The organism is Bacillus cereus group sp. BfR-BA-01383, from assembly GCF_022663495.1.
Classification (GTDB): Bacteria; Bacillota; Bacilli; order Bacillales; family Bacillaceae_G; genus Bacillus_A; species Bacillus_A cereus_AU.
Genome location: NZ_JAKUFP010000024.1, coordinates 23,436 through 41,940, shown reverse-complemented (window position 1 = coordinate 41,940; position 18,505 = coordinate 23,436). Strand labels below are relative to the sequence as shown.

Here is an 18,505-nt window from a genome sequence, read left to right as displayed (position 1 = left end):
TTATTAAGGGGTCAGATATTATGTTAGAGTTAACGCCTAATTTAAATATGAATAGTAAAAAGGCATTGTATGTGCAATTGTATGAGTATATAAAAAAAGAAATAAAAGATGGAGCGATTCCATCTTTTACGAAGTTACCAGCTAAGCGAAAGCTAGCAACATATTTACAAGTAAGTAAAAATACAGTAGAGGCGGCTTACGAGCAATTACTTGCAGAAGGTTATATTGAGTCAATTTCGAGAAAAGGTTACTTCGTGTGTAAAATTGAACAATTGATTCATGTAGAAGGAAGCGAAGAGAGAATAGAAGAAGTACCCTTTCAGGAGAGGGATTATGAATTTGATTTCACACAAACAGGAGTCGATGCGAATACTTTTCCATTCAATATGTACCGAAAACTTATAAATGATGTATGGCAGCCGCATAATAAGGAGTTGTTTTTTCTAGGGCACCCACAGGGAGAATGGAGCTTAAGGGAAGAAATTGCGAACTATTTGTATGAATCTAGAGGTGTGCGTTGTTCAGCTAGTCAAATTGTATTAGGAGCGGGTACGCAAATATTAGTAAAGTTACTTTTTCAGTTATTACAGGGAAGCTGTTATGCAGTCGAAAATCCAGGGTATCATAGGAAAATGGTTGTTTTTGAACAGGGAGAAAAAAGCGTTCAAATGTTATCTTTAGATAAGGATGGAATTTGTATTGCAGATTTAGAGAATAGTGATGCGAATGTTGTATTTGTTACACCGTCTCATCAGTTCCCGTATGGAATGATTATGCCTATTACGAGAAGGATGCAGCTTTTACAATGGGCGAAGAAAGAAGAAGGCAGGTATATTATTGAAGATGATTACGATAGTGAATTTCGTTATTCGGGAAAGCCAATACCTGCACTGCAAGGGCTAGATACAGATGGGAAAGTTATTTATATGGGAACGCTATCTAAAGCATTGTTGCCAACGTTACGGATGAGCTATATAGTTTTACCAAAGAAGTTAATTGGAAAGTATCAACAGCAATATTTATTTTATACACAAAGTGTTTCAAGAATGGATCAAGAAGTAATTAGAAGGTTTTTAAATGAAGGCTATTTTGAAAAACATATTCATAAAATGCGTGTCGTCTATCGAAAGAAGAGAGATCGGCTTGTTTTTGAAATAGAAAAATGTTTCTCAAATCGTGTTGAAGTGATAGGAGAAGATTCGGGGTTACACATTTTATTACAAGTGCATAATGGAATGCGGGAAGAAGAGTTAATTAAAGAAGCAGCGAGACATAGTATTAAAATATATCCTGTTTCTACGTACTATAAAGACGGTACTGCACCGGAAAATGTAGTTTTACTTGGATTTGCAACTTTATCAGAAGAAGAACTTGTAAAAGCGATTCAATTATTAAATAAGGCATGGTTTATAAGACAGTAAAAAAACATCCTCATATATGAGAGGATGTTTTTTATTATTTATTTTCATCTAGGAATAAGACCATATGCTCTTCATCCCAATATTGTCCGTTATATTTCAGTGAACGCTCTTGTACACCAAATGTTTTAAAGCCCAATGACTCATAAAGTTTCTTTGCACCATCGTTTCCGACTACAACATCAAGCATAACTTGTTCTACTTCTAAAGATTTAGCAAGTTCAAGACATTCTTTAATAAGTGCTTTTCCTGCTCCAAGTCCGCGTGCTTTTGGAGAGACATATACAGAACCGATTTTAGCTTTATGTTCTTGTTTTACATATGGTTTCGTTTCCAGCGTTGCCACTCCGATTAATTGCCCATCTTTAAATGCACCAAGTGTATAGTTTTCATCTTGTGCTAATTTTTGCGCTTTATATTCAATAGCACACTCTTTATTAATAATGTCTTCATAAGAAGAACTGAAAGCTTCAGGGTTTTGCTTTAATCCTTCTACGCGAAGTTCTAAGTAAATTTCTGCTTCATCTTTTGTTAATACGTGGATATCCAATTATATCACCCTCCAAATCTTTGACAAATGTACCTTTATTTTATATTGAAATAAGAATAATTTCAAAAGCTTAGCTTATATGAGCTGGTTTTATGAACAAAATAACACCAGTAGTGTTTACTACTACTGGTGTTTTCACACATTTATTATTCACAAGGTAGTTTGATTATAAAGGTTGTTCCTACTCCTAATTCGCTTGTTGCTTGAATGGAACCGTTGTGCAATTCTACGATTTCCTTTGCAACAGCCAGTCCGATACCTTTTCCTCCAGTAGCTCTTGTTCTGGATTTATCAACGCGGTAAAAACGATCAAAAATATGCGGGATATCTTCTTCTGGAATACCTTCTCCTTCATCTTGTACACTTATTGTAAAATGATTTGATTCAGTTAGTACACGTATTGTTATAGTAGTGTTTTCTGGTGAATGCTGATAAGCATTATGCAATAAATTTAACATCACTTGTTCCATACGTCTTTCGTCTATACACGCTTCTAAATCATCTTTGCAGTATACATGAAGTTGCATTTGTTTGTTCGTTAATGTTGTTTTTGTTTTTTCAACCATTCGTTCTAAAAATGGTTGAAGAAGCATTTTTTGTTTTTTTATAACAAACTGGTGTTGTTCTAATTGTACAAGCATAAATAAATCTTGTACGAGATCGGTTACACTATCCGTTTCGTCTTCAATGATTTGTAAGTATTCTTCGCGTTCTTCTTTCGTTAAAGAATCTCTCTTTGCGACATTTGCATAACCTTTCATATAGGTCAATGGAGTTAATAACTCGTGAGCAACACTAGCGAGAAATTCATTGCGTTCTTTTTTCATATACGTAAGTTCACTGGATAAATCTTCAATCGTTTTTGCTAAGCTTCCAAGTTCATCATTTCGTTTAATTCCTAATTGAATTGGTTTGTTTAATTTTGATATTTTCTCTGTTGCTCTCTTCATTTTTATAAGCGGTTCTGTAATAACACGAGAAAAAACAAAGACAGAAATAGTTGTTAAAATAATCGTCAAAATACTAATGATAAGAAATTGATTCATGAGTTTAAGTAACATATTTTCTAAGAAGGATGTTTTTAATAACATATGTAAGTTACCTTGAAATCCTTTTATTTCAAGTGGGCTTACTGTTGAGATGAATTTTGATTTTTTCCAGTTTCCATCTACTATTAATCCATTTTTGGGAACATGTTTTGTTTTACAATTAAGATGTTTTTGCATTTCTTTCGTTACGGGTTCTGAGGTGGAAATAATTTTGCCGTTATTGTCAGTTATAATGATAGTTATATCAGAGTTAGCGATTGATTCGGATTCAATTAACTCTTCAGCCGCATGCTCAATAGTGAAATCTGGATACACCGGTCGTTTATGGCGATCATTGTGTTGTTGTGGTTGTTGTTTAGAATATTCATTCCATTTTGCTCGTTTTTCAATCTTACTACGATAGCGATTACCTTTTTCTAAAAGAGCGAGCGTTTCCTCTTCAACTCGCATTTTTGAAATACTTTTGTAAAAAGATACGAAAGCAATTGTTTCAATACATAAAGCTAATATTAAAAAGTATGTCCCAATTTTAAGGGAAAGTTTACTCATTTTCTCACCATACCTTATTTCATATAAAGTGAAATTTTAATTAGAGGATTCTACGGATTATTATCCCGCATCAATCGGACACTTATTGCTCATTGATGCAGGCTAAAGGGTCAGTGGTATACTATTGTCCACTGACCGAAGTAATTATTCGCCTTTCCATTTATATCCGACCTTATAGACAGTTTCTAAGTAATTTTCAACTGGAAATCTTTTTTTGCGTAATTTATCACGGATATTACGAATATGTGAATCGATCGTTCTATATTCGATGTCTGTTTCATAGCCCCAAATTTTTCCGATTAAATCATCTCGGCTGTAAGCACGGTTTGTATTTTGTAAAAATAGTCCAAGTAACGAAAATTCGATAGGAGTTAACGAGATCTTTTCGTCATAAACTGTAACAGTATGTTTCGTTTTATCCCACTCAATACCATTGAAGCTAACAAAGCCATCGTTCTTTGTACGACGTAATATAGCCTCAATTCGTGCGACTAATACATGTTCATCAAATGGTTTTGTAATATAGTCATCTGCTCCCATCGTAAGTCCTTTAACCATATCGTAATTTTGATTACGAGCTGTTAGCATAATGATTGGAACGTTGGAAATTTGTCGGATTTGATAGCAAGCTTCCCAACCATCCATAGTTGGCATCATAACGTCTAACAAAATAATATCGAAGTCTTTTTGTTCGATTAATTTTAGTGCTTCAAGGCCAGAAGTAGCTTTCATACAAAAATAACCGCGAGGACTTAAGAACAGATCTAATAATCGTAACATACGTTCTTCGTCGTCTACTAATAAAATTTTCACCATAATCTTGTGCACCCCAAACTATTCATTCTACTTGTATAGTTTACATGAAAATAATAAAAAACTCTTTTTATGTGATTGAATGGAAGGCTGATTTTTTCGTTCGGGGCAATTGACATAAAAAATGCACTAGTTTTGCACAACTATTTTTTATAATAGAAAACGTAGCGACACAAAATACCCTATGTTGCGACATAACGTCATGTCATTTTATTTATAAAATGACAATTCCATTCTATTGTGTATGTGAGATAGAGAGGGTTTTCGTATTCACCTCGCATCGGATAAGAAAAATTTCCTATCTCACACTTTTTTTAAAAGGGGATTATACACATGAATCAAAAAGAAGAAATTTCAAAAAAAGAAAAGCAAGATCGTAATACGGTTGTAATGTGTGTTGCCGTATCTATGGTTATTATTATAAGTTGCGTAAATAAATTTTTAGGGATTTTATAATATATAAAAGCTGATTGCTTGTTAACAAGCAATCAGCTTTTTTTATTTTATGTAGGTAAATACTCAGTAGGAACGGACGTTTCCTCACTAAGTATAGTTTCAAGGGAATAGTTCTATATAATAAACCAAGGTAAAATTGCTAAACCAGAAGTTACAATCGCTGTAGTAAATATTAAAAATATAGCTCGTTTGTTTTGTTTCATGTCACATTCTCCTCTACATATCAATTGAATGCTATACGGTCATTTAATGATCAGTGCCTCACTAATTAAAGTTTCACTTTATATTTTTAGTATAATGAATGGCAAGGATTGGTACGATCGATAAAGGTGACATGAAGATTACATTGTTGTAATGAAAAAAGCATCTTTCTTAATAAGAAGATGCTTTTGGAAAATTTATAGTGAGATATTAATTATTTAAGAATAAAGCCATATGTTCTTCGTCCCAATATTGACCATTGTGTTTTAAAGAACGTTCTTGTACGCCGTAAGTTTGGAAACCTAATGACTCATATAATTTTTTTGCGGCAGCGTTACCAACGACAACATCGAGCATAAGTTGTTCTACATTTAATTTATCAGCATTTTCAATAATTGCTTTAATTAGAGCTCGTCCTGCACCAAGACCACGCGCTTTTGGAGAAACAAAAACGGAGCCGATTTTTGCTTTATGTTCTTGTTTAATGAATGGCTTTGTTTCCAAAGTAGCAATACCGATTAAATCGTTATCCTTGAAAACACCTAGAGTATACTTATCCGGATTACTTAATCGTTTTGCCATGGCAGATACAGGATCTTCATGTTTAAGAACATCTTCATAAGAAGAGCTAAAAGCTTCAGGGTTCTTTATTAAACCTTCCATACAAACTTTTAAATATATTTCTGCGTCCTCTGTTGTTAATAAGCGAATTTCCATAGTTGTAACCTCCCTGGTGGATTTCAAATAAATCCATTACTTTTATAAGATTGAGTATGTGTTTTGTTAGCGGTCTCTTTTAATTTGTAAAAGAATGAAAAGATATATGCTACAATGTTCTGTTTTAATTATGTAATGAAATTATATATTAACTTCATTAACTATTCAAGTATTTAATATATTACATTTTTATAACTATCAATTCGCTCTGGATGTGTGTAAATATTACAAGATTCATTTCTAATAAATCCGACGACTGTAATGCCTAAATCATGAACAAGATAGTAGATTGTTTTGGTTATTATTGTATATGTACGATATAATAGGGATGTAGAATAGTCACATTTTTAGGCTTTCGTAGCTATACCTTATAACATCTAGAATCGACTTCATAAGACAGTATTTCAACAGAGCGCTTCAAAAATATGTACAGTAATGCGTTTTTGAAAACGGATTCATAATCGCGTTGTACAGTTGGTTGTAAGGAGAGGGGAAACTATGGCAGAACAGACAGTCCGTGTAACCATTGACGGTAAAGAATTTTCCGCATCAGGTGAAAAGACGATACTACAATTATTTAACGAGAGTAACTTGGAACATCCTCAAATTTGCCATGTACCAGAAGTAGATCCAATTCAAACTTGTGATACATGTATTGTAGAAGTAGATGGGAAGTTAATGCGTGCTTGTTCAACGAAGCTAGAGAATGGTATGCATATTGAAAGGCAGTCCCAGCGTGCAAAAGAGGCACAGACTGAGGCGATGGATCGAATATTAGAGAACCATTTATTGTATTGTACTGTATGTGATAACAATAACGGTAACTGTAAAGTACATAATACAGTACATATGATGGGGATTGAAGAACAGAAGTATCCATATGAACCGAAAGTAAGTGCGTGTGAAGTGGATATGTCACATCCGTTTTATCGGTATGATCCAAATCAATGTATTGCTTGTGGACAGTGTGTAGAAGTATGTCAAAACTTACAGGTCAATGAAACTATATCGATAGATTGGAGCTTAGACCGCCCACGTGTTATTTGGGACAGTGGTGTAAGTATAAACGACTCATCTTGTGTGAGTTGTGGGCAGTGTGTAACAGTATGTCCGTGTAATGCGTTAATGGAAAAAACAATGCTAGGTGAAGCTGGGTTCATGACTGGATTGAAACCAGATGTGTTAGATCCGATGATTGATTTTGTAAAAGATGTAGAGCCTGGATATAGCAGTATTTTAGCAGTTTCAGAAGTAGAATCTGCTATGCGTAAGACGAAGGTTAATAAAACAAAAACGGTTTGTACATTTTGTGGTGTCGGTTGTTCATTCGAAGTATGGACGAAAGACCGTCACATTTTAAAAGTACAACCTGTTTCGGATGCACCAGTTAATGGTATTTCCACATGTGTAAAAGGCAAATTTGGATGGGACTTTGTAAACAGTGAAGATCGAATTACGAAGCCATTAATTCGCCAAGGAGATATGTTTGTTGAAGCTTCTTGGGAAGAGGCTCTTGAAGTTGTTGCCTCTAATATGCAACATATTAAATCAGAATATGGCAGCGATGCATTTGGGTTTATTTCTTCTTCAAAAGTAACGAATGAAGAGAATTATCTTATGCAAAAACTAGCTCGACAAATATATGGAACAAATAATGTAGATAATTGTTCGCGTTATTGTCAGTCCCCAGCGACAGACGGTTTATTTAAAACTGTCGGTATGGGCGGTGATGCTGGAACAGTGAAAGATATCGCTGAAGCAGGTCTTGTTATTATTGTTGGTGCAAATCCAACAGAAGGACATCCTGTACTTGCAACAAGAGTAAAGCGTGCTCATAAATTGCACGAACAAAAATTAATTGTAGCAGACCTTCGTAAACACGAAATGGCAGAGCGTGCGGATTTATTTATTCATCCGCGTCAAGGAACGGATTACGTATGGCTTGCTGGTATTACGAAATATATTATTGATCAAGATTGGCATGATAAAAAGTTCTTAGCCGAAAATGTGAAGAACTTTGATGAATATAGCAAAATGCTAGAAAAATATACGCTTGATTATACAGAGGAAATTACGGGTATTTCTAAAGCTCAGTTAAAAGAAATGGCTCGTATGGTATATGAAGCGGATGGTACTTGTGTACTTTGGGGAATGGGTGTAACTCAAAATACAGGAGGAAGTACAACGTCAGCAGCGATTTCAAATTTACTTCTCGTTACGGGTAACTACCGTCGTCCTGGTGCAGGTGCATATCCATTACGCGGACATAATAACGTACAAGGTGCTTGTGATATGGCAACATTACCAAACTGGCTTCCAGGTTACCAAGCAATTTCAGATGATACGCTTCGTGCAAAATTTGAAAAAGCATACGGTACTACAATTCCGAAAGCACCAGGATTAAATAATATTGCAATGTTACTTGCAGCGGAAGAAGGAAAACTGCGTGGTATGTATGTTATGGGAGAAGAAATGGCTTTAGTAGATTCGAATGCGAATCATGTACAACATATTTTATCGAATTTAGATTTCCTTGTTGTGCAAGATATGTTCTTATCGAAAACAGCTCGTTTTGCCGATGTTATTTTACCGGCAGCACCAAGTTTAGAAAAAGAAGGAACATTTACGAATACAGAGCGCCGTATTCAAAGGTTGTATGAAGTATTGAAGCCACTCGGTGATTCTAAGCCAGACTGGTGGATTTTACAAAAAGTAGCTCGTGCACTTGGCGGGGATTGGAATTATGAAAGTCCAAGTGAAATTATGGATGAAATTGCATCACTTGCACCATTATACTCTCAAGCAACGTACGACCGCCTAGAAGGCTGGAATAGTTTATGTTGGGGGAGCCATGATGGTAGCGATACACCGCTATTATATGTAGATGGATTTAACTTCCCAGATAAACTTGCTCGTCTGTCATTAGATGAATGGGTACCACCGGTTGTAGCGCCAGATGAGTATGATTTACTCTTAAATAATGGACGTATGTTAGAGCATTTCCATGAAGGGAATATGACGAATAAGTCGGCTGGTATTTTATCTAAAGTATCTGAAGTATTTGTTGAAATTTCACCTGAACTTGCTATAGAGCGTAATGTGAAAGATGGTGGCCTTGTGGAATTAGCATCACCATTTGGACAAATCAAAGTACAGGCACTTATTACAGATCGTGTAACGGGGAAAGAGTTATACTTACCGATGCATGCAACGGTAAATGAAGAGGCAATCAACATTTTAACTGGGACGGCAACAGACCTGTATACGTGTACACCAGCATATAAACAAACGATGGTGAAAATGCGTGTATTACGTGAAAAAGGAAATCGTCCGTTACCATCTTCAAACCCGAGAGATAAAAAGCGTAATCCGCAAAACGGTGTTGAAATTGAGCAAAAGTGGCAAAGAAAACAATACGTATCACTTGTGGACTAGGGGGCGGAGATAGTGGCGAAAGAAATTACTTTAATTAAAAAGAAAGTTGTAACAGAAGAAGAACAGAAACAGCAATTAGCAGAAGAACTATTCGCTGAATTAGCGAATAATCGTGAAGCAGTCGAGGAAACGATGCAGTTACTAGCGCAATTACAAAAAGCCGGTATTTTAGATGCAGCGATTAGTTTACTTGCTGCGAAAGAAGATGTTTCGAAAATCGCTGTGGAGCAATTAAATCGTGAACCAGTGAAAAATGCGTTAAATAATATGATGGGAGCAGGAGAAGCATTGTCTTCAGTGGACCCAGAAATAACGAAACAAATCACATCCAGCTTAGTCACTGGATTACAATTTGCAACGGATGAATTAAATAATGGAAAAAAAACAAAGGTAATGGATTTCTTTAAGGTATTAAAAGATCCCGATATCAATAGAGCAATTACATTTGGTTTTAGCTTTTTAAAAGCATTCGGGCAAGGGCTAGAGAAAAAATAGAGGAAATGAAAAAAGTGATGGGAAGTAGCCATCACTTTTTTCGTTGTATGTATAAGAGTGTTCATGTTTAGCGGAATATATTATTATTAAAAGATGGATTGGAACTGGAAATGTGGAATCCATCTCAAATACCGTTTTAGAATTTGGAGGAATATATGCAACACCGTAAAAAACTATCTATACCAGGAGTAATGGGACATTCCTTTCAAACAGTTAGATTTGCTTTTTGGAATGTATTAACCTTTCAACTTGCTTATAAATTATTAGCAGCGATTGTATTTGTCCCGCTATTTGGGATCATTTTTAATAAGTTATTGTATTTTGCTGGTTATGCAAATGCAACGAACGATGAATTATTAGCGTTTTTAAAGACACCATACGGCATCTTGGCAGTCGTAATTTTGTCATTGTTAGCACTGTTTCTTATTTTTACGGAATTTGCGGTACTTATTATTATTTCGTATTTTGCTCATAAAAGACAAAAGGTGAAACTACGTCCGATTTTATATAAAACGGTAACGTATTTACCTACTCTTTTCACATATTGCTTACCAGGATTTATTTTATATGCTGTCGTATTGTTACCTCTTTTAAATATGGGGTATGAAACAGCATTAATCCCGCAAATTCAAATTCCTAACTTTATTACAGGAGAACTATTTAAGACAACGATGGGACAGGTGGGTTATTACACGTTCTTTGCTGTAGTTGCGTATTTGAACCTTCGTTGGATTTTTGTCCTACCTATTGTTGTATTAGAGCAAAAGCCATTTCGTATGGCAGCGCGTAAAAGTGCAGTTTTAGTAAAAGAAAGCTTTTTTAAAGTATTGTTCTTTTTAGTAGGCTTTTTTATTTCAATAGGGATCGTGTATGGTGTATTTTTTGGAATGTATTTATTGTGTCTATGGGGCGTGTATGAGTTTACGAATCCGCAGGGAACATTTGCGTTATTAGCTGAATCAACAATCTCTGTATTTTTAACGAGTACATTGTATTTATTTAGTTTTATCGTGACACCGTTTTATATTATGGCGATTACACGATTGTATTTACAAAAGGTTCCCGTCGAAGATGTTTTACTAGAAGAAGGATTAGATTATTCAAAATCGAAAGCCGATAAATGTTTCTTCCAAAAACATCGATGGAAATTTATTGGTGTATATATTGTAGGAATTATTACTGCAGGAATGGTCGTTGCTTTCATTGTAACGTTTATTTCGAATTCGTATAAAGAACCGATTATTATGGCACACCGCGGGTATATATCAAAAGGGGTAGAAAATACGAAAGAAGCTGTGCAAGGTGCTATTGATGTAAAGGCAGACTACGCTGAAATAGATGTATTACAAACAAAAGATGGTGAACTGGCGGTTATACATGATTTGAAGTTAAAACGTCTTGCCAATGCCAATGTGCATGTGTCAGATTTAACGATGGATGAGTTAAGGCAGCTTACTCTTAGTCAAGATGGGTTCACAGGGGAAATTAGTACATTAGATGAGATTATTAAGCTTTCAAAAAATAAAATAAAACTTAATATAGAAGTGAAGCTTCACGGTAATGAGAAGGATTTCGTAAATAAAGTATTAAAAACAATTAAAGATAATGACTTTGAGAAACAATGCGTTATTCAAACATTACATTATCCCCTCATAAAAGAGTTTAAGCGTGCAAATCCAGATATAAAAGTAGGATATATACTGTATGCAAGTAGAGCTAACTTAAAGAATGTGAAGGCTGATTTTTATGTAGCAGAAGAATACATGTTAAATAAAAAATTAGTAAAAGAAGCAAGGAAATTAAATAAGCCAATTTACGTATGGACAGTAAATGATATGGAAAGTTTAAAGGCATATTATAAGTTAAACGTAGATGGTATCATTACCGATTACCCTGAAGATGCACGTGAAACAATTAAGATGTTAAAAGAGCAAGAAGCGGAAGAAAGTGATCTGTTTGATAAAATTACGGAAACAACAGATGATTTGTTTTCAAAGTTATTTATAAGTTATCCAGCTGCTAGCTAAATGCTAGCAGCTGTTTTTTTTTGTAAAAAGAATATATCTCTAAAGTGTTGAGTAAAGTAATAAATGTATATGTATACGCCGTTATTGGGGTTTCTTACATTGTTACATTATTGTCGAATAATAAATGATTACTGCTTATTTTGAAGAAGTATAATGAAAATAGAATAATAGATAATGGAATGATACGAACGCCCTAATAGAATCAATGTTTTATATATTTACACTATTCTAAATATATAAACTTTAAAAAAATAGTATGTTAGCGTTTTCATAACTTTGAAGTTATGCTAGAATAAGGACATAAGTTATTAATTATTACAAAAAGAAAAAAGACTTTCTTTTTTCTGTTAATTATAAGGGGGCATTTCATTATGCGTATTGGAGTACCAGCAGAAATTAAAAACAACGAAAACCGTGTGGCAATGACACCAGCAGGTGTTGTACATTTAGTTCGTAACAATCACGAAGTATTCATTCAAAAGGATGCAGGTGTAGGATCTGGTTTCACAGATGCTCAGTATGTTGAAGCGGGAGCAAAAATCGTTGATACAGCTGAAGAAGCTTGGAACATGGAAATGGTTATGAAAGTTAAGGAACCAGTTGAAAGCGAATACAAACACTTCAGTGAAGGTTTAATCTTATTCACATACTTACACTTAGCTCCAGAGCCAGAATTAACAAAAGCTTTAATTGAGAAGAAAGTAGTTGCTATTGCATACGAAACAGTACAATTAGAAAACCGTTCATTACCATTACTTGCACCTATGAGTGAAGTAGCTGGTCGTATGGCTGCACAAATTGGTGCACAATTCCTTGAGAAAAACAAAGGCGGTAAAGGTATCTTACTTGCAGGTGTTCCAGGGGTTAAACGCGGTAAAGTAACAATTATCGGTGGTGGACAAGCTGGTACAAATGCTGCTAAAATTGCAGTTGGACTAGGTGCGGATGTAACAATCATCGACTTAAGCGCAGAACGTCTTCGTCAATTAGATGACATTTTCGGAAACCAAGTAAAAACTTTAATGTCTAATCCTTACAATATTGCAGAAGCTGTTAAAGAGTCTGATCTTGTAATCGGTGCAGTATTAATCCCAGGTGCAAAAGCGCCAAAACTTGTAACAGAAGAAATGATTAAATCAATGGAACCAGGTTCTGTTGTTGTTGATATCGCGATTGACCAAGGTGGTATTTTCGAAACAACTGACCGTATTACAACTCATGACAACCCAACTTACGAAAAACACGGCGTTGTTCACTATGCAGTTGCAAACATGCCAGGTGCGGTTCCACGTACATCAACTCTTGCATTAACAAACGTAACAGTACCATATGCAGTACAAATTGCTAACAAAGGCTACAAAGAAGCTTGCCTAGGCAATACTGCATTATTAAAAGGTATCAATACATTAGATGGCTATGTAACATTCGAAGCAGTTGCAGAAGCTCACGGTGTAGAGTACAAAGGTGCAAAAGAGTTATTAGAAGCAGAAACAGTATCTTGCTAATAGCAGCATTATACAAAACAAAATCGAACAATATATAAAACAACATGATAAGAGCTAAGAGATAACACCTCTTAGCTCTTCTTGGCAAAAGGGGGCATTCATCGTGGCCAACCTATTTAAAAAGAAATCCGTTACGCAATTGTTAGGGGAAAGTAAAAGTAAAACTTTGACGAAAACACTAGGGGCATTTGACCTAACAATGCTAGGGATTGGTGCGATAATTGGTACAGGAGTTTTAGTATTAACTGGAATAGTAGCAGCAAGAGATGCTGGTCCGGCAGTTATTTTTTCATTCATGATTGCAGCAATTGTTTGTGGATTTGCAGCTTTATGTTATGCAGAGGTTGCGTCTACACTTCCTGTTTCAGGTAGTGTGTACACCTATTCATATGCGACAATTGGTGAATTTGTTGCCCATTTAATGGGATGGACATTACTATCCGTATATGTCGTAACAACTGCCGCGGTAGCTGGTGGATGGACAGGTTATTTCAATAATTTAGTGAGTGGATTAGGAATTGAAATTCCAAAAGCATTGTTAATGATTCCAGCGCAAGGTGGTATCGTGAACTTACCTGCAGTTATCGTTACGTTGGTGATAACTTGGTTATTATCACGAGGTACGAAAGAAAGTAAGCGTGTGAATAACATAATGGTATTGATTAAAATTGGTATTGTTGTTTTATTCATTGCAGTTGGTGTATTCTACGTGAAACCAGAAAACTGGATACCATTTGCACCGTATGGCTTAAGTGGAGTCTTTGCCGGAGGAGCAGCAGTATTCTTTGCTTTCTTAGGATTTGATGCATTAGCGACTTCTGCTGAAGAAGTAAAAAATCCGCAACGTGATCTACCGATTGGTATTATTGCTTCGTTAGTGATTTGTACAATCATTTATGTTGTAGTTTGTCTTGTTATGACAGGTATGGTTTCTTATAAGGAATTAGATGTACCAGAAGCTATGGCATATGTACTAGAGGTTGTAGGGCAAGATAAAGTAGCGGGTGTAATTGCTATTGGAGCTGTAATTGGTATTATGGCTGTAATTTTCGCTTACATTTATGCGACAACACGTGTATTCTTCGCTATGAGCCGTGACGGTTTATTGCCAAAATCTTTTGCGAAAATTAACAAGAAGACAGAAGCACCAACATTTTCAGTTTGGATAACAGGAATTGGTAGTGCTTTAATTGCTGGATTTATCGATTTAAAAGAATTGTCGAATTTAGCGAATATTGGAGCATTATTAACATTTGCGATGGTTGGTGTAACTGTTATCATTCTTCGTAAAACGCATCCGAAATTACAACGTGGATTTATGGTACCACTTGTACCAACCTTACCGATTATTTCAGTTGTATGTTGTCTATTCTTAATGGTAAATTTACCATTAACAACATGGATATACTTCGGTATTTGGTTAGCGCTTGGTGTAGTTGTATACTTTGTTTATTCGAAAAAACATAGTCATTTAAAAGACGATGGAAGTTCGCAGGATAATTTAGAAGAAGCTAATTAAAGGGATATAAAGTAGTAAGCCTTGTGCGTCTAGGGAGCGCGCAAGGCTTTTTCTTTTGCGGAAATAAAGGGAAGCCATGTTATTTTGTCGAATTTTTATGTCGGAATATGAAAATGGGGTGGAAAGATGGAGAGGAAAGTTGTTGTTGGAGCCGAAGGGTATAATAATAATCCAGGTTGGTTACATACAAATGAGAAAGAATTAAATTTATTAAAAGGAGAGATGTGGTTTGAAAAATTTGCTCCAAATTCTGTATCAGCCATTTTAGCAGAACATGTATGGGAGCATTTATCGTATGAGGAAGGTATAGAAGCAGCGAGAGTTTGCTACGAGTTTTTAAAAGATGGTGGATACATTCGTTGTGCAGTCCCTGATGCGTATTTTCCAGATGAAGAATATCAACAGGGTGTACAAGTAGGGGGGCCAGGTCCATTAGATCATCCGGCAGTAAGTCATAAAATCGTTCATAACTATAAAACGATCACGTCCATGTTTGAATCGGCAGGTTTTCAAGTGAGAATCTTAGAATATTGTGATGAGAATGGTGAGTTTCATTGTAATGATTGGAATGAGAAAGATGGGTTTATTTATCGATCGAAACGTTTTGACCATAGAAATCAGGATAATAAGTTAGGGTTTGTTTCTTTAATTGTGGATGCGATGAAAAATGAAAAGTAAGTAGGAAAGGGATGTGCAAAGTGTACATCCTTTTTTGTATGAGAATATAATGGATGCGAAAAATATGTGTACGTCTTTTTAAACTGGGAACGAAATGTTCGAAAAAATGTATCAGATTTCATTGACACATATGAATAGACGCTCATATAATAAAGATATAAAACATATGAATGATTGTTCATATGTTCAAATGAAGAGGTGAGCTATAATGGCTGGAAATAAAGTAGAAACACCACAAGAGACATGTTCTCAAACGATAATTCATGAAGAAGTCGTTGATCAAGTAAAACAAACAATTCCAACTGATGAAAGTTTAAGTAAAGTAGCAGAACTATTTAAAGTATTAGGTGATCGTACACGTACGAGAATATTACATGCATTATTTGAAGCTGAAATGTGTGTTTGTGATTTAGCTTATTTATTAGGAATGACGCAATCTTCAATCTCACATCAGCTTCGTGTATTAAAGCAAGCAAAGCTTGTAAAGAACCGTAAAGAAGGAAAAGTCGTTTATTATTCGTTAGCTGACCAGCACGTAATTCATATCTTCGAGCAAGCGTTTGAACACGTAAATGAGGAAGAATAAAAAAGAACGCGAGGAGGGAGAACGATGGCTGAAGCATTAGTGAAAAAGAAACTGATGTTAGAAGGTTTAGATTGTGCGAACTGTGCGATGAAAATTGAAAAAGGTGTTGGGAATATAGAAGGAGTAAATTCTTGCTCGGTAAATTTCGCAACAAAGACAATGGTTTTAGAAACATCGCAAAATAAAGAAGACGAAGTTGTCACGGAAGCGAAGCAACTCGTTACAAAATTAGAGCCACACGTTAAAGTGCAAGAAGAACAAAAAACAAAATCAGCAAAAGAAGTATTTATATTAGAAGGTTTAGATTGCGCGAATTGTGCAATGAAAATTGAAAATAAAGTTAAGGAAATGCCAACTGTTTCAGAAGCAACTGTTGATTTTGTATCAAAGAAATTACGAGTAGAAGTTGCGAATAAAAGAGAATTAGAAGCGACTGTAGAAAATATAAAAAATGTCGTTCAAAAGTTAGAACCAGATGTAAAAGTTGTTCGTGAAGAGAAAACTGGACACGACCACGGGCACAGTCATGATCATGGTGATGGAAATGTGAAAAAGATGATAGGGCGATTAGTAGTCGGTGGAATTTTGACAGCAATTGCTGCCTTAGCTGGATTGCCACAAATGATAACAATTCCGTTATTCGTCCTTGCGTATTTATTAATAGGTGGAGATATTGTCTGGAGAGCGGTAAGAAACATAATTCGCGGCCAAGTGTTCGATGAAAACTTTTTAATGGCAATTGCAACTGTAGGAGCTTTTGCAATTCAACAATATTCAGAAGCTGTTGCGGTAATGTTATTTTATCAAGTAGGGGAACTATTCCAAAGTATTGCGGTAAATCGCTCTCGAAAATCAATTACTTCATTAATGGATATTCGTCCTGATTATGCGAATGTGAAAGTTGGAAATGAAACGAAACAAGTATCACCAGAAGATGTGCAAATTGGTGATTATATTATCGTGAAACCGGGTGAGAAAGTACCATTAGATGGAAAAGTAGTTGAAGGAACATCAATGATGGATACTTCAGCACTCACAGGTGAATCGGTACCACGTGAAGTAGAAGTTGGGAATGATGTACTAAGTGGTTTTGTAAACCAAAATGGTGTATTAACAATTGAAGTTACAAAAGAATTCGGTGAATCAACTGTATCGAAAATCTTAGATTTAGTACAAAATGCAAGCAGCAAAAAAGCGCCGACTGAAAACTTTATTACGAAGTTTGCGCGTTATTATACTCCAGTCGTAGTTATTACAGCGGCGATCATGGCGTTCATTCCGCCACTTATTTTAGAAGGTGCTACATTCTCAGATTGGATTTATAGAGCGTTAGTATTCTTAGTTATCTCTTGTCCATGTGCGCTAGTTGTATCCATTCCACTTGGTTTCTTTGGAGGAATTGGCGGAGCATCTAAAAGTGGGATTTTAGTAAAAGGAAGTAACTATTTAGAAGCATTGAATGATGTGAAATATATCGTTTTTGATAAAACAGGAACATTAACAAAAGGTGTTTTTAAAGTTACGAAAATGGAGCCTAGTGAAGGTACTACAGCTGAAGAGCTATTAAAATATGCCGCATTTGCAGAAGTATATTCAAATCATCCGATTGCACAATCTATTCGAAATGCATATGGAAAATCAATCGATGAAAATGCTATTGAAGACTATAGTGAAATCTCTGGTCATGGTACGGTTGTAAAAGTACAAGGAAAAGAGATTTTTGCAGGTAATGCTAAATTAATGAGAAAAGAAAACATTACATTTAAACAACCAGAAACAGTAGGTACATTAGTTCATGTTGCTGTAGAAGGTAAATATGCAGGTTATATTGTTATCTCTGATGAGGTAAAAGAAGATTCAAAACAAGCAATTCAAAAGTTAAAAGAACTAGGTATTAAGAAAACTGTGATGTTAACTGGTGATGCAAAACCAGTTGGTGAAGCTGTTGGTAAAGAATTAGGCTTAGACGAAGTTCATGCAGAGTTATTACCACAACAAAAAGTAGAAGAGATTGAAAAAATCGATGCGGCAAAACACGGTAAAGAAAAGGTTGCATTCGTCGGTGATGGTATTAATGATACGCCAGTATTAGCACGAGCGGACGTTGGTATTGCGATGGGTGGCTTAGGATCAGATGCAGCAATTGAAGCTGCGGATATCGTTATTATGACTGATGAGCCTTCGAAAATTGCGACAGCTGTAAAAATTGCAAAACGTACAAGAAGCATTGTATGGCAAAATATTATATTTGCATTAGGTGTTAAAGGGTTAGTGTTATTACTTGGTGCGTTCGGTATTGCAACAATGTGGGAAGCAGTATTCTCAGATGTGGGTGTGACATTAATCGCAGTATTAAATGCAATGCGTGTATTACGAGTGAAAGATTTATAAAAAAGAGGACGCGATTGCGTCCTCTTTTTTATTGGTTATTTTGTTGAAATTGATTCAATAAAATAATAACAAACATCACTTTGTTTTTTTTAATATATTTTTCACAAAAAGCCCGA

14 protein-coding genes and 1 pseudogene are annotated in these 18,505 nt (G+C 35.3%); 10 read left to right on the top strand and 5 right to left on the bottom strand.

The window, feature by feature from the left end:
* Positions 1–20: 20 nt before the first annotated feature.
* Positions 21–1,421, top strand: coding sequence for a MocR-like pyridoxine biosynthesis transcription factor PdxR (gene pdxR, locus MR065_RS19360; protein WP_242214781.1), 1,401 nt, complete (start codon positions 21–23; stop codon positions 1,419–1,421).
* 34 nt (positions 1,422–1,455) lie between these two features.
* On the opposite strand, the gene MR065_RS19355 is transcribed toward pdxR, so the two are convergent.
* The 3 genes from MR065_RS19355 to MR065_RS19345 form a co-directional block, all read right to left on the bottom strand.
* A complete protein-coding gene (locus tag MR065_RS19355; protein WP_000351216.1) occupies positions 1,456–1,968 on the bottom strand; it encodes a GNAT family N-acetyltransferase in 513 nt (170 codons plus the stop codon).
* Between the two features lie 146 nt (positions 1,969–2,114).
* A complete protein-coding gene (locus tag MR065_RS19350) occupies positions 2,115–3,566 on the bottom strand; it encodes a HAMP domain-containing sensor histidine kinase (RefSeq protein ID WP_242214780.1) in 1,452 nt (483 codons plus the stop codon).
* Positions 3,567–3,710: 144 nt separating this feature from the next.
* On the bottom strand, positions 3,711–4,382 hold the full coding sequence (locus MR065_RS19345; protein ID WP_242214779.1) for a response regulator transcription factor: 672 nt from the start codon (positions 4,380–4,382) through the stop codon (positions 3,711–3,713).
* A 330-nt stretch (positions 4,383–4,712) separates the two neighbouring features.
* Here MR065_RS19345 and MR065_RS27490 point away from each other — a divergent pair, with 330 nt between their 5' ends.
* Positions 4,713–4,835 (top strand): hypothetical protein, encoded by a 123-nt coding sequence (locus MR065_RS27490; protein ID WP_097903170.1) that lies wholly within the window; start codon positions 4,713–4,715, stop codon positions 4,833–4,835.
* Between the two features lie 411 nt (positions 4,836–5,246).
* Here MR065_RS27490 and MR065_RS19340 read toward each other — a convergent pair whose 3' ends face one another.
* Positions 5,247–5,753, bottom strand: a complete 507-nt coding sequence (locus MR065_RS19340) for a GNAT family N-acetyltransferase (protein ID WP_242214778.1) — start codon at positions 5,751–5,753, stop codon at positions 5,247–5,249.
* Positions 5,754–5,926: 173 nt separating this feature from the next.
* Positions 5,927–6,034 (bottom strand): annotated as a pseudogene (locus MR065_RS19335) (formate dehydrogenase accessory sulfurtransferase FdhD); the annotation flags it as partial.
* Between the two features lie 217 nt (positions 6,035–6,251).
* Here MR065_RS19335 and fdhF point away from each other — a divergent pair.
* From fdhF to MR065_RS19295, 8 genes are all read left to right on the top strand, one after another.
* On the top strand, positions 6,252–9,188 hold the full coding sequence (gene fdhF, locus MR065_RS19330) for a formate dehydrogenase subunit alpha (protein ID WP_242214777.1): 2,937 nt from the start codon (positions 6,252–6,254) through the stop codon (positions 9,186–9,188).
* A 12-nt stretch (positions 9,189–9,200) separates the two neighbouring features.
* Positions 9,201–9,683, top strand: coding sequence for a helical membrane plugin domain-containing protein (locus MR065_RS19325; protein WP_242214776.1), 483 nt, complete (start codon positions 9,201–9,203; stop codon positions 9,681–9,683).
* Positions 9,684–9,838: 155 nt separating this feature from the next.
* Positions 9,839–11,710: a glycerophosphoryl diester phosphodiesterase membrane domain-containing protein gene (locus tag MR065_RS19320; RefSeq protein WP_242214775.1), complete on the top strand. Its 1,872-nt coding sequence runs from the start codon at positions 9,839–9,841 to the stop codon at positions 11,708–11,710.
* Positions 11,711–12,081: 371 nt separating this feature from the next.
* A complete protein-coding gene (gene ald, locus MR065_RS19315; RefSeq protein ID WP_002116056.1) occupies positions 12,082–13,215 on the top strand; it encodes an alanine dehydrogenase in 1,134 nt (377 codons plus the stop codon).
* 103 nt (positions 13,216–13,318) lie between these two features.
* Entirely contained in the window at positions 13,319–14,734 is a 1,416-nt protein-coding gene (locus MR065_RS19310; RefSeq protein ID WP_242214774.1) for an amino acid permease, read from the top strand.
* Positions 14,735–14,860: 126 nt separating this feature from the next.
* A complete protein-coding gene (locus tag MR065_RS19305) occupies positions 14,861–15,412 on the top strand; it encodes a class I SAM-dependent methyltransferase (RefSeq protein WP_242214773.1) in 552 nt (183 codons plus the stop codon).
* 208 nt (positions 15,413–15,620) lie between these two features.
* Positions 15,621–15,998, top strand: coding sequence for an ArsR/SmtB family transcription factor (locus MR065_RS19300; protein ID WP_000918377.1), 378 nt, complete (start codon positions 15,621–15,623; stop codon positions 15,996–15,998).
* A gap of 24 nt (positions 15,999–16,022) precedes the next feature.
* A complete protein-coding gene (locus tag MR065_RS19295) occupies positions 16,023–18,389 on the top strand; it encodes a heavy metal translocating P-type ATPase (protein ID WP_242214772.1) in 2,367 nt (788 codons plus the stop codon).
* Positions 18,390–18,505 lie beyond the last annotated feature (116 nt).